This is a genomic window from Thioalkalivibrio sp. ALE10 (genome assembly GCF_000381385.1).
In the GTDB taxonomy this organism is placed as follows: Bacteria; Pseudomonadota; Gammaproteobacteria; order Ectothiorhodospirales; family Ectothiorhodospiraceae; genus Thioalkalivibrio.
The window spans coordinates 413,524-425,633 of record NZ_KB906450.1 but is presented as its reverse complement, the minus strand read 5'-3'; the positions used below and the strand labels follow the sequence as shown (position 1 = coordinate 425,633).

Here is a 12,110-nt window from a genome sequence, read left to right as displayed (position 1 = left end):
CCCCGGGAAGCCCATGACCTCAGGTCCCGCTGCGGTTGCGGCTGGCCGCGATCCGCAGGCGCAGCGCGTTGAGCCGGATAAAGCCTTCGGCGTCCTTCTGGTCGTACGCGCCGGCGTCGTCCTCGAAGGTCGCGATGGACTCGTCGAACAGGCTGTCCGGCGACTGGCGACCGGCCACCATCACGTTGCCCTTGTACAGGCGCAGGCGCACCTCGCCGTTGACCACGCCCTGGGACTCGTCGATCGCCGCCTGCAGCATGCGCCGTTCGGGGCTCCACCAGTAGCCGTTGTAGATGATGCTGGCGTAGCGCGGCATCAGCTCGTCCTTCAGGTGGGCGGCCTCGCGATCCAGGGTGATCGACTCCAGCGCGCGGCGCGCACGCAGCAGGATGGTACCGCCCGGGGTCTCGTAGCAGCCGCGCGACTTCATGCCGACATAACGGTTCTCGACGATATCCAGCCGACCGATGCCATGGGCCCCGCCGCGCTCGTTCAGCTTCGACAGCAGCGCGGCCGGCGAGAGTTGCTTGCCGTTGATGGAGACCGGATCACCGTTCTCGAAACCGATGGTGAGGACCTCGGGCTCGTTCGGCGCGGCCTCGGGCGACACCGACCAGCGCCACATGTCCTCCTCGGAGTCGGTCCACGGATCCTCCAGCGGACCGCCCTCGTAGGAGATGTGCAGCAGGTTGGCGTCCATCGAGTACGGGGACTTCTTGCCGGCCTGGGCATAGTCCACCGGAATGCCGTGCTGTTCGGCGTACGCCATCAGGCGCTCGCGCGAATTGAGGTCCCATTCGCGCCACGGAGCGATCACCTCGATCCCCGGCTTGAGCGCGTAGGCCCCGAGCTCGAAGCGCACCTGATCGTTGCCCTTGCCGGTCGCGCCATGGGCGATCGCGTCGGCGCCGGTCTCCTCGGCGATCTCCACCAGCCGCCGCGCGATCAGCGGTCGGGCGATGGAGGTCCCCAGCAGGTACTCGCCCTCGTAGACCGTGTTGGCGCGGAACATCGGGAAGACATAGTCGCGCACGAAGATCTCGCGCAGGTCCTCGATGTAGATCTGCTTCACCCCCAGGGCCTCGGCCTTGGCGCGGGCCGGTTCGACCTCCTCGCCCTGGCCCAGGTCGGCAGTGAATGTGATGACCTCGCAGCCGTACTGCTCCTCCAGCCACTTGAGGATGACCGAGGTATCCAGACCGCCGGAATAGGCGAGGACGACGCGCTTGATGTTCGAACTCATGGGCATGCAATCCTTGGGAAAGACACTGAATCAATGTTTACGCCGGCCAGTCGGCCGGGCCTATCAAGCCATGGCGGCGGGTACGGCTACCAGGCCGTACCGTCCCCGGGTTCCACCGGCTGCGGAGCGGCCGGGTCATCCCGTGCGGGGTCGGCGTCACCGGCAGCCTCCGGTGCCGGATCCTCACCCGGAGCCCCGGAGCCGCTGCTGTCGCGCTCGCCCACCCACCAGATCTCGGCGCGACGGGCATCGCGTGACTCGTCCTCGACCCCGGGAGCGACGCCCCCGGCCTCGATTTCGATGTCGGCTTCGCCCAGGCCGGACTCGCCAAGCGCGTCACGCACGGTTTCGGCCCTCTGCTGGCTGATTCGCCGGTTCACTCTGTCCGGGCCTTCGGCATCGGTCAAGCCGATCACCCGCAAACGCGGTCCTTCGACCCCGTCCAGGGCCGCCACCACCCGGTCCAGCGTCGCCCGGGCCTCACCGTCCAGAGCCGTGCGCCCGGAATCAAAATAGACCACCCAGCGCTCGCGTGCCGTTCCGTCACCGGCCTCCGGGGCCCCTTCGGCCATCCCCTGCTCCGCCTGACAGATGCGGAATCCCTCGACCCGGCGGCCGAAACGGATGCCACGGAAATGCACGATGTCCTCGCCGTCGGGGAACCCGATGCGCACATCATGGCCGGCGAGCAAACGGGCCTTGAGGGCCTGCACGCGTTCGTCCGACACACGGAAGCGGTCGTCCGGGCCCGCCCGCAGCATCAGCGACAATGGCGCCGGGCCGTCGCCGGGCAGCCATTCCGGTGCCCCGGTTTCCAGCGGCGCCTGCGAGCGCCCGGACATGGGATAGGGCGGATCCCAGAACGCGCGGACCGCCAGACCGGGACGGGTCTCGAACTGCAGCGAACCGCCGTGGCGCACCCGCTGTTCCAGGCGGCACAGGTCGTCGATCTCGACGCGGGTCCAGTCCGAGCGCTCGAGCGTCTCCTGATACAGCGTGCCGCCCGGCGCCGGAGCGGCCAGCAGGACCAGCGCGGCGCCGGTCAGCCAGGCCGCCAGCCCCCCGGCGACCCGCGGCAACCCCGGACGTGACTCGCGGCGCACCCGCCTCTAACCCTTCTTCGGCGGCAGGATATCGGTGATCGAGCCGTGCGCGGCCTCGGCGGCAAAGGCCACCGTCTCGCTGAGCGTCGGATGCGGATGCACGGTCAGGCCGATATCTTCCATCTCCGCGCCCATCTCCAGCGCCAGCATCGCCTCGCCGATCAGATCACCGGCGGAGGGCCCCACCAGACCCGCGCCGATCACCCGGCCCTCGGCATCGAACAGCAGCTTGGTCATGCCGTCCTCGGCGCCCAGCGCGATGGCCCGGCCGGAGGCGGCCCAGGGGAACACACCCTTGGTATATTCGATGCCGTCGGCCTGCGCCTGCTCCTCGGTCACCCCCATCCACGCGACCTCCGGGTGGGTATAGGCCACCGACGGGATCGCGCGCGCGTCGAAATGCACCTTGTGCCCGGCGATCACCTCGGCCGCGACCTTGCCCTCGTGGGTCGCCTTGTGCGCCAGCATCGGCTGGCCGACCACGTCGCCGATGGCGAAGATGTGCTCGACATTGGTGCGCTGCTGGCTGTCGACCTCGATGAAGCCGCGCTCGCTGACCTGCACCCCGGCGGCCTCGGCGTTGATCTTCGCACCGTTCGGGCTGCGCCCCACGGCGACCAGCACGCGGTCGAAGGTGCCCTCTTCCGGCAGACCCTTGGCCTCGCCCTCGAAACGGCAGACGATGCCCTGCTCGGTGGCCTCGGCCCCGGTCACTTTGCTCTTGAGGAAGATGTTCTCGAAGCGCTTCTTCGCGCGCTTCTCGAACGGGCGCACGATGTCGCGGTCCGCCCCCGGCATCAGGGTATCGGACAGTTCCACCACCGTGACCTTCGTGCCCAGCGACTCGTACACGCAGGCCATCTCCAGGCCGATGATGCCGCCGCCGACCACCAGCATGCGCTCGGGGATGTCGGCCAGATCCAGCGCATCGGTGGAGTCCATCACCCGGTCGTCGTCCCAGGGGAAGCCGGGCAGTTTCACCGCCTGCGAGCCGACGGAGATGATCGCGTGCTCGAAACCGATCACCTCGCGGCCATCATCCCCCTCGACCGCGATGCTGTGGGCCCCGGTGAATTCGCCGACGCCCTGCACCACGCGCACCTTGCGCTGCTTGGCCAGCTGCTTCAGGCCACCGGTCAGCTTCTTGACCGTCTTGTCCTTGTAGCCGCGCAGGCCGTCGAGGTCGATCTCCGGTTCGCCGAACTTGATGCCCAGCGCGGCGAAGCGCTCGGCCTCGTGCAGCACCTCGCCGGCGTGCAGCAGCGCCTTGGACGGGATGCAGCCGACGTTCAGGCAGACCCCGCCGATCTGCGGATAGCGCTCGACCATCACCACATCCAGGCCCAGGTCCGCGGCGCGGAACGCGGCGGTGTAGCCGCCGGGGCCGGAGCCCAGCACCAGCACCTGGCACTGGCTGTCGGTGTTCGGGTCGGCCGCGGCCTGCGGCGCCGGGGTGGAGGACGCCCCGGCCGCGCCGGCGGGTTCCGCGGACGCCGCCTCGGTATCCTCCGCCCGGGCGGACGAAGCCTCGCTGTTCCCGGCCTCCGCACCGGCCTCCAGTTCCAGGATCGGATCCCCCTGAGACACCCGCTGGCCGGTCTTTACGTGCACGGATTTGACCGTACCCGCCTGCGGTGCCGGGACATCGATGGTCGCCTTGTCCGATTCGAGCGTGATCAGCGGGTCTTCCGGGGCGATGGTGCTGCCCGGCTGGACCAGGACCTCGATGATCTCGACATCCTTGAAATCGCCGATATCCGGGACTTCGACGGTGGTGGTCTGACTCATGACAAAGCTCCGGTGATTACAGCAGCATGCGCCGCATGTCGGACAGCAGCGCGCTCAGCGTGGTGGTGAAGCGGGCGCCCAGGGCCCCGTCGATCACCCGGTGGTCGTAGGACAGGGCCATCGGCAGCACCAGACGCGGCTCGAATTCCTCGCCGTTCCAGACCGGCTGCATCGAAGCCTTCGACACCCCGAGGATGGCGACCTCCGGGGCATTGACGATGGGCGTGAACTGGGTACCGCCAATGCCGCCGAGGCTGGAGATGGTCAGGCAGCCGCCCTGCATGTCGGCGGGCTTGAGTTTCTTCTCGCGCGCCCGCTTCGACAGGTCCATCAGTTCGGAGGCGATATCCACCAGACTCTTGCGGTCCACGTCACGCACGACCGGAACCACCAGACCATCCGGCGTATCCACGGCCACGCCCAGGTGGTAGTACTGCTTGATCACCAGGTTCTCGCCGGTCGCGTCCAGCGAGGCATTGAAGCGCGGGTATTCCTTGAGCGCGGAGACCACCGCCTTCATCAGGAACGGCAGGAAAGTGATCTTGATCCCCTGCTTCTCGTATTCGGCCTTCAGCGACTTGCGGAAGTCCTCCAGCTCGGTGATGTCGGCCTCGTCGAACTGCGTCACGTGCGGAACGGTAACCCAGTTGCGATGCAGGTTCTGGCCGGTGAGCCGGTTGATCTTCGACAGCGGCTGGGTCTCGATCGGACCGAACTCGGAGAAGTCGATCTCCGGCATGGGTTCGACCCCCAGTCCGGAACCGGCGGGCTGGCTGAGCGCGCGCTTGACGAAGGCCTGCACGTCCTCGCGCAGGATGCGCCCCTTGCGACCGCTCCCCTCGACCTTGGACAGGTCCACACCCAGCTCGCGCGCGAACTTGCGCACCACGGGCGAGGCATGGGCGCGACGGAACGCAGACTCGTTCTCGATATGGGCGGTGGGCGATGGCCGCGGGCCACCCTGGCCGCCCTGCCCGCCGGTACCACCCGAGTCGCCGGCCGATGCCCTGGCCGGCGCGGACCCGGTATCCGGCGCGCTGGCCGCTGCCGCGGGTGCCGATTCTTCGCCTCCGGCGGAGGCGGCCGGCTCGGCGGCGGCCTCCGCCGGAGCTTCCGCGGCACCACTGGCGGCAGCCTCGTCCGCGGGGGCCAGTTCGAGGATCGCATCCCCCTGCGAGACGCGGTCCCCGGCCTTGACCTTCATGCCCTGCACGGTACCGCCCTGCGGTGCCGGGATCTCGATGGAGGCCTTGTCCGACTCCAGGGTGATCAGCGGGTCCTCGGGCGCCACGGTGTCACCCGGCTTGACCAGTACCTCGATGATCTCGACGTCCTTGAAGTCACCGATATCGGGGACTTCAACCGTAATCGTGTCGCTCATGTCTGCTCCTGCCTCGGGACGCCGGCCTCAGGCCTGCAGGGGGTTGGGACGATCGGTGTCGATCTCGTATTTGTCGATCGCCTCGCGGACGGTCTTCGCCTCGACGGTCCCGGCATCGGCCAGGGCCTTCAGCGCGGTCACCGCGATGTGGTAGCGGTCGACTTCGAAGTGGCGCCGCAGCGCGGAGCGCAGGTCCGAACGGCCGAAACCGTCGGTGCCCAGCACGCGATAGTCGGCGGGCACATAAGCACGGATCTGATCGGCGAAGTTCGACACGTAGTCGGTGGCCGCGACCACCGGCGCCTCGGAACCGCCCAGGCACTGCTCGGCCCAGCTGCGACGCGGCTTCGCGTCCGGATGCAGCCGGGCGTGGCGCTCGCAGTCGCGACCGTCACGCGCCAGCTCGGTGAAACTGGTCGCGCTCCAGACCTCGGCCGACACACCGAAGTCCTGCTCCAGCAGCGCCGCGGCCTCGATCGCCTCGCGCAGGATGGTACCGGAACCCAGCAGGCGGACCTTCTTTTTCTTGCGTCCGCCGGCCTGAAAACGATACAGGCCACGGCGGATGCCCTCTTCGGCGCCCTCCGGCATCGCCGGCTGATGGTAGTTCTCGTTCATCGCCGTGATGTAGTAGAAGACGCTCTCCTGCTCGCGGAACATGCGCCGCATGCCGTCCTGCACGATCACCGCCAGCTCGTAGGCGAACGTCGGATCGTAGGCGATGCAGTTGGGCACGTTGGCCGCCATCATGTGGCTGTGGCCGTCGTTGTGCTGCAGCCCTTCGCCGGCCAGGGTGGTGCGGCCGGCGGTGCCGCCGATCAGGAAACCGCGCGCCCGCTGGTCGCCGGCGGCCCAGATCAGATCGCCGATGCGCTGGAACCCGAACATCGAATAGAAGATGTAGAACGGGATGGTCGCGACGCCGTGGGTGGAGTAGGACGTCGCGGCGGCGATCCAGGAGGAGATCGAGCCGGCCTCGTTGATCCCTTCCTCCAGGATCTGGCCGCCCTTGTCCTCCTTGTAATACATCACCTGGTCCTTGTCCTGCGGCTCATAGAGCTGACCGACCGAGGAATAGATACCCAGCTGGCGGAACAGGCCTTCCATGCCGAAGGTACGCGCCTCGTCCGGGACGATCGGGACCACGTGCCGCCCGATCTTCTTGTCGCGCGCGAGGATCTGCAGCATGCGCACGAAGGCCATGGTGGTGGACATTTCGCGATCGCCGGAGTCCTCCAGCAGCCCGGAAAAGGCGTCCAGTCCGGGGACCTCCAGCGGCGTGGTCATGTGCCGGCGCTGCGGCAGGTAACCGCCGAGCGCCTTGCGCCGCTCGTGCATGTACTGCATCTCTTCGGAGTCGGGATCCGGCTTGAGATACTCGGCCCGTTCCACCTGCTCGTCCGACAGCGGGATGTTGAAGCGGTCACGGAAGTGCTTCATGTCCTCCGTGTCCATCTTCTTCTGGCTGTGGGTGCGGTTCTGGGCCTCGCCCGCCGACCCCATGCCGTAGCCCTTGACGGTGTGCGCCAGGATCACGGTCGGCTGCCCGGTATGCTCCATGGCCGCCTTGTAGGCCGCGTAGACCTTGACCGGGTCGTGACCGCCGCGATTCAGGCGCCAGATCTCCTCGTCGGACATGTTGGCGACCATCGCCTTGAGCTCCGGATACTTGCCGAAGAAGTGCTCGCGCACGTAGGCCCCGTCGTTGGCCTTGTAGTTCTGGTAGTCGCCGTCGACCGCCTCCATCATGCGTTTCTGCAGCAGGCCGTCGGTGTCCTTGGCCAGCAGCGGCTCCCAGTAGCGCCCCCACAGGACCTTGATGACGTTCCAGCCGGCGCCACGGAAGATCGCCTCCAGCTCCTGCACAATCTTGCCGTTGCCGCGCACCGGACCGTCCAGGCGCTGCAGATTGCAGTTCACCACCCAGGTCAGGTTGTCGAGCTTCTCGCGCGAGGCCAGGGTGATCGCCCCCATGGTCTCGGCCTCGTCGACCTCGCCGTCGCCAACGAAACTCCAGACACGGCGGTTCTCCGTCTGCGCCAGCCCGCGATCCTGCAGGTAGCGCATGAATCGTGCCTGGTAGATGCTCATGATCGGGCCGAGCCCCATGGACACCGTCGGGAACTGCCAGAAGTCCGGCATCAGCCAGGGATGCGGGTAGGAGGACAGCCCCTTGCCGTCCACCTCGCGGCGGAAATGATCCAGCTGCTCCTCGGTCAGGCGACCTTCGAGGAAGGCACGGGCGTAGATCCCCGGCGAGGAGTGCCCCTGAGCGAACACCAGATCACCGCCGTGCTCGTGCGACGGGGCGCGCCAGAAATGGTTGAAGCCGACGTCGTAGAGCGTGGCCCCGGAGGCGAAGGACGCGATGTGACCACCCAGTTCCGGCGACACCCGGTTGGCCTTGACCACCATCGCCATCGCGTTCCAGCGGATGTAGGAGCGGATGCGGTGTTCCAGCGCGCCGTCGCCGGGGTATACCGGCTCGAGGTGCGGCGGGATGGTGTTCACGTAGGCGGTGTTGGCCGAGTACGGGAGATAGGCACCGCTGCGCCGGGCCTTGTCCACCAGGGCCTCCAGCAGGGCGTGCGCCCGTTCGGGCCCGTCGGCCTCCATCACGGAGGCAAGGGCGTCGATCCACTCCTGGGTTTCCTGCGGATCGATGTCGTTCGGGATGGCGTTCAGGTCCATGCGTCTACCCCTGAAAACGGGTTGGGAAACGGTTCGCGGGCGCGGGGCCGTGCCACCGGGCGCAGGGCGGTTCTGCTACCATGCCGCGGCCCGGGCGGACAGAAAGGCGCAAGTATCCCGACTGTGTTGCCAACAGGTCAAGCGAAAGCGTTCTATGGCGCCGATCTCCCGCAAAACGGGCGGGATACGCAAAGATCTTCCCGAAATCGATTCGAACCAAGGTAACCGCATGGCCGCACCCGCCCAGCTCGATCCGTCGCACCGCCCCATGGCCCACCGCTTCCGCGGCTTCCTGCCCGTGGTCGTCGATGTGGAAACCGGGGGGTTCGACTGCGAACGCCACGCCCTGCTGCAGGTGGCCGCGGTCTTCCTGCGCCGCAACGAGCAGGATCGCCTGGAGCGCGCCCATACCGTCAGTCTGCACGTGCGTCCGTTCGAAGGCTCGGAGATGGATCCGAAGTCGCTGGAGGTCAACGGGATCGACCCCTACCATCCGCTGCGCGCGGCGTGGCCGGAAGATCAGGCGATGGGCCGACTGTTCAGCGAGGTGCGCCGCGAGGTCAAGCTGAACCTGTGCAAGCGCGCGATCCTGGTGGGACACAATGCCCATTTCGACCTGGGCTTCGTACACAAGGCGGCGGACCGCTGCGGGATCAAGCGCAACCCCTTCCACCCGTTCAGCAGCCTGGACACCGTTTCGCTGGCCGCACTGGCCTACGGCCAGACCGTACTCGCGCGCGCGGCGCGCGCCGCCGGGCTGGAGTGGGACAACGATTCCGCTCACAGCGCGGCCTTCGATGCCGAAAAGACCGCCGACCTGTTCTGCGCGGTCGCCAACCACTGGCAGGACCACATCGGCGTGCCGCAGGCCGCGCTGCAGCTGCCCGACCCCGAGGAGCTGCCGCCCGGCAGCTGACCACAAAAAAGGCCCGCCACCGCGATCGCGATGACGGGCCGGGCACGCCGCGGGCCGGGCGCTTCAGCCGGCGTTGCGCTGGGCGTGCTTGTCGTGGGCCTCGTCGACCATCTTCTTCAGCTCGCCGCTTTCGAACATCTCCAGGGTGATGTCGCAGCCGCCGACGAGCTCGCCGTCGATGTAGACCTGCGGGAAGGTCGGCCAGTCGGCGAAGCGCGGCAGATTCTGCATGACCTCCTGATCGGCGATCACGTTGACGTAGCCGAACTCGCGCTCGCAGCGCTTCAGCGCCTCCACCGCGCGGCTCGAGAAGCCGCACATCGGGAACTGCGGGCTCCCCTTCATGAAGATCACGACCGGGTTCTCTTCCACCTGCTGGCGGATACGGTCCATTACATCCATTGCTGTACTCCTGATACGGGCCTGATGGGTGATTGCGATAAGGAAACGTGCCGGGCGCAGCAGGGCCGCCCCCGCGACAAAGTCCGAGTATTATACTCAGACATTGAAGCGAAAATGTACAACGTCCCCTTCGCGCATGACGTATTCCTTGCCTTCGAGCCGCCACTTGCCGACATCCTTGGCACCCTGCTCGCCGCCGTGCTCCACATAGTCGGTGTAACCGACCACCTCGGCGCGGATGAAACCCTTCTCGAAATCGGTGTGGATCACGCCCGCGGCCTGCGGCGCGGTGGACCCCCGACGCACGGTCCAGGCGCGCACCTCCTTCTCCCCGGCAGTGAAGAAGGTCTGCAGGTCCAGCAGCTCGTAGGCGGTGCGGATCACGCGGTCGAGACCGGGTTCCTCGAGACCCAGATCGGCCAGGAACTCGGCGCGCTCGTCAGGTTCCAGCACCGCGATCTCGGCCTCGATGGCAGCGCACACGCTGACCACCTGCGCCCCCTCCTCGGCGGCCTTCTCGCGCACCGCGCGCACCTGCTCGTTGTCCTCGGCCAGCCCCGCTTCATTCACGTTGGCGATATACATCAGCGGTTTGATGGTCAGCAGGTGCAGATCGCGCAGCAGCTCGAGCTCCTCCGGCTCCAGCGCCTGGGCACGCACCGGGATGCCCTCGCCCAGCCCCTCGGCGACCTTCTCCGCGGCCTGCAGCCGGGCGATGGCTTCCTTGTCCTGGGACTTGGCGGCCCGAGTCAGGCGCGTGAGGGCCTTGTTGACGGTCTCCAGGTCCGCCAGCATCAACTCGGTGCTGATGGTCTCGATGTCCGCCAGCGGATCCACGCGCCCGGATACGTGAACGATGTCATCGTCCTCGAAGCAGCGCACCACCTGTGCGATGGCATCGGTCTCGCGAATATGCGCGAGGAACTGATTGCCCAGCCCCTCGCCCTGAGCCGCCCCGGACACCAGCCCCGCAATGTCGACGAACTCCACGGTCGTCGGGAGGACCCGCTCCGGCGACACCAGCGCTGCCAGTTTCTCCAGCCGCGGATCCGGCACCTCCACCACGCCAACGTTGGGGTCGATGGTGCAGAAGGGGTAGTTCTCCGCGGCGATCTCCGCGCGCGTCAGGGCGTTGAACAGGGTCGACTTGCCGACGTTGGGCAGGCCGACGATGCCGCATTTCAGACTCATGGGATTTCCTCGGATGTAACTCGGTGCGGGCTCGGTGCGGACTCAGCCGGAACCGCGACCGTGCAGATGGCGCACGGCCTCTTCCCAGCGCCCGGCCAGCAGGGCCGGGATCTCGCGCGCCGCGTGGTCCAGTGCCTCGCCGATCGCCCGAGCCGCATCGCGATCGGGACGATCCAGCACGAACGGGACCACCCGGTCGCGTTCGCCGGGATGACCGATACCGACGCGCAGACGGCAGTAGGCGGGGCCGCCCAGGTGCCGGTGCAGGTCGCGCAGACCGTTGTGCCCGCCATGCCCTCCGCCATGCTTCAGGCGGACCACGCCGGGCTCGAGATCCAGCTCGTCGTGGACGACCAGGATCTCCTCCGGAGCGATGCGATAGAAATCGGCGCATTTGCGCACCGGCAGGCCGCTCTTGTTCATGAAGGACATTGGCTTGAGCAACCAGGCATCACCTTCGGGGAGGGTCAGCCGGGCGGCCTCGCCATCGAAGCGGTTCTCCGGACGGAAACGGGCACCATGATCACGGGCCAGGGCATCCACAAACCAGAAGCCCGCGTTATGCCGGGTTTCGGCGTAACGCGGGCCCGGGTTGCCCAGCCCGACCACCAGGCGAATCGGCGCAGGTCGGCTGGTCATGCGGGAGGTCGTGACCGCGGCGTTCAGCCGTTGTCTTCCTCGCCGCCGGCTTCCTCGCCCGCGGCCTCGTCACCACCTTCCTCGCCTTCGGCGCCCTCGGCGGCAGCCGCGCCACCACCACCGCCACCCTTGGCGGAACGCGGCAGCTGCACGGTCACGACCGCGTAGTCGTATTCGTCGCCCTGCATCAGCGCGACCATCTCGACACCCTGCGGCAGATTGCCCTTCAGCTCGGACAGGTGCAGCGTCTCGCCCACGTCGACGTCGGTCATGTCGATGTCGATCGACTCCGGCAGATCGTCCGGCAGGCACTCGACCTCGATCTCGTTGACCTGACGGTTGATCATGCCGCCGCCGGGCTTCACGCCCTTGCAGGTCTCCTCGTTGAGGAAGTGGATGGGCACGTTCACGCGGATCGGCTGGTTGGCGCTCACGCGCAGCAGGTCCACGTGGTAGATGGTGGGCTTGAACGGATGGCGCTGCACGTCCCGCAGGATGGCCTTCTGCGACTGGCCGCCCAGCTTGACCGTCAGGATGTGCGAATAGAACGCGTCTTCCTTCAGGTTGTGAACCATCGCGTTGTGATCCAGCGTGATCGGCACGGCAGGATCTTCGCCGCCATACAGGATGGCGGGCAGCTTGCCGGCGCGACGCAGGCGGCGGCTCGCACTCGAACCCTGTTCGTCACGCTTTTCGGCTTCAAGGGTAAAACTCATGCTCATGATGACGTTCTCCAGAATGAACGCGCCCCACCCG

General features: G+C 67.4%; 10 protein-coding genes. 1 reads left to right on the top strand and 9 read right to left on the bottom strand.

From position 1 onward, the window contains the following. Window positions 1-19: 19 nt before the first annotated feature. From F788_RS0102070 to aceE, 5 genes are all read right to left on the bottom strand, one after another. Complete coding sequence (locus tag F788_RS0102070) at window positions 20-1,243, bottom strand: argininosuccinate synthase (protein WP_019021470.1); 1,224 nt, start codon at window positions 1,241-1,243, stop codon at window positions 20-22. A gap of 86 nt (window positions 1,244-1,329) precedes the next feature. Further along, window positions 1,330-2,322 carry an OmpA family protein gene (locus tag F788_RS0102065; RefSeq protein ID WP_019589110.1) on the bottom strand — a complete coding sequence of 331 codons (993 nt, stop codon included), beginning with the start codon at window positions 2,320-2,322 and terminating at the stop codon, window positions 1,330-1,332. Between the two features lie 30 nt (window positions 2,323-2,352). After that, the gene (gene lpdA / locus F788_RS0102060; protein ID WP_019021472.1) at window positions 2,353-4,134 is read right to left on the bottom strand and encodes a dihydrolipoyl dehydrogenase; all 1,782 of its coding nucleotides are present in this window, start codon (window positions 4,132-4,134) and stop codon (window positions 2,353-2,355) included. A gap of 16 nt (window positions 4,135-4,150) precedes the next feature. Continuing rightward, window positions 4,151-5,515 (bottom strand): dihydrolipoyllysine-residue acetyltransferase, encoded by a 1,365-nt coding sequence (gene aceF, locus F788_RS0102055; RefSeq protein ID WP_019021473.1) that lies wholly within the window; start codon window positions 5,513-5,515, stop codon window positions 4,151-4,153. Window positions 5,516-5,542: 27 nt separating this feature from the next. After that, window positions 5,543-8,206 carry a pyruvate dehydrogenase (acetyl-transferring), homodimeric type gene (gene aceE, locus F788_RS0102050; protein ID WP_019021474.1) on the bottom strand — a complete coding sequence of 888 codons (2,664 nt, stop codon included), beginning with the start codon at window positions 8,204-8,206 and terminating at the stop codon, window positions 5,543-5,545. 229 nt (window positions 8,207-8,435) lie between these two features. Between aceE and rnt the strand changes: the two genes are divergently transcribed. Further along, window positions 8,436-9,122: a ribonuclease T gene (gene rnt, locus F788_RS0102045; protein WP_018869815.1), complete on the top strand. Its 687-nt coding sequence runs from the start codon at window positions 8,436-8,438 to the stop codon at window positions 9,120-9,122. 63 nt (window positions 9,123-9,185) lie between these two features. Here the strand turns inward: rnt and grxD are convergent, their stop codons facing one another. The 4 genes from grxD to F788_RS0102025 all read right to left on the bottom strand — a co-directional run bounded on the left by grxD (window position 9,186) and on the right by F788_RS0102025 (window position 12,076). Then, window positions 9,186-9,524 carry a Grx4 family monothiol glutaredoxin gene (gene grxD / locus F788_RS0102040; protein ID WP_018869814.1) on the bottom strand — a complete coding sequence of 113 codons (339 nt, stop codon included), beginning with the start codon at window positions 9,522-9,524 and terminating at the stop codon, window positions 9,186-9,188. Between the two features lie 96 nt (window positions 9,525-9,620). Then, window positions 9,621-10,715: a redox-regulated ATPase YchF gene (gene ychF / locus F788_RS0102035; RefSeq protein WP_019021475.1), complete on the bottom strand. Its 1,095-nt coding sequence runs from the start codon at window positions 10,713-10,715 to the stop codon at window positions 9,621-9,623. Between the two features lie 42 nt (window positions 10,716-10,757). Beyond that, the gene (gene pth, locus F788_RS0102030; protein ID WP_019589109.1) at window positions 10,758-11,354 is read right to left on the bottom strand and encodes an aminoacyl-tRNA hydrolase; all 597 of its coding nucleotides are present in this window, start codon (window positions 11,352-11,354) and stop codon (window positions 10,758-10,760) included. A 23-nt stretch (window positions 11,355-11,377) separates the two neighbouring features. Next, window positions 11,378-12,076 carry a 50S ribosomal protein L25/general stress protein Ctc gene (locus F788_RS0102025; RefSeq protein ID WP_019021477.1) on the bottom strand — a complete coding sequence of 233 codons (699 nt, stop codon included), beginning with the start codon at window positions 12,074-12,076 and terminating at the stop codon, window positions 11,378-11,380. Between the last annotated feature and the right edge of the window lie 34 nt (window positions 12,077-12,110).

Excerpts from the sequence above, each read along its gene's own strand:
- F788_RS0102070 (WP_019021470.1), bottom strand. The coding sequence starts at position 1,243 with ATGAGTTCGAACATCAAGCGCGTCGTCCTCGCCTATTCCGGCGGTCTG.
- lpdA (WP_019021472.1), bottom strand. The coding sequence starts at position 4,134 with ATGAGTCAGACCACCACCGTCGAAGTCCCGGATATCGGCGATTTCAAG.
- aceF (WP_019021473.1), bottom strand. The coding sequence starts at position 5,515 with ATGAGCGACACGATTACGGTTGAAGTCCCCGATATCGGTGACTTCAAG.
- aceE (WP_019021474.1), bottom strand. The coding sequence starts at position 8,206 with ATGGACCTGAACGCCATCCCGAACGACATCGATCCGCAGGAAACCCAG.
- rnt (WP_018869815.1), top strand. The coding sequence starts at position 8,436 with ATGGCCGCACCCGCCCAGCTCGATCCGTCGCACCGCCCCATGGCCCAC.
- grxD (WP_018869814.1), bottom strand. The coding sequence starts at position 9,524 with ATGGATGTAATGGACCGTATCCGCCAGCAGGTGGAAGAGAACCCGGTC.
- ychF (WP_019021475.1), bottom strand. The coding sequence starts at position 10,715 with ATGAGTCTGAAATGCGGCATCGTCGGCCTGCCCAACGTCGGCAAGTCG.
- pth (WP_019589109.1), bottom strand. The coding sequence starts at position 11,354 with ATGACCAGCCGACCTGCGCCGATTCGCCTGGTGGTCGGGCTGGGCAAC.
- F788_RS0102025 (WP_019021477.1), bottom strand. The coding sequence starts at position 12,076 with ATGAGCATGAGTTTTACCCTTGAAGCCGAAAAGCGTGACGAACAGGGT.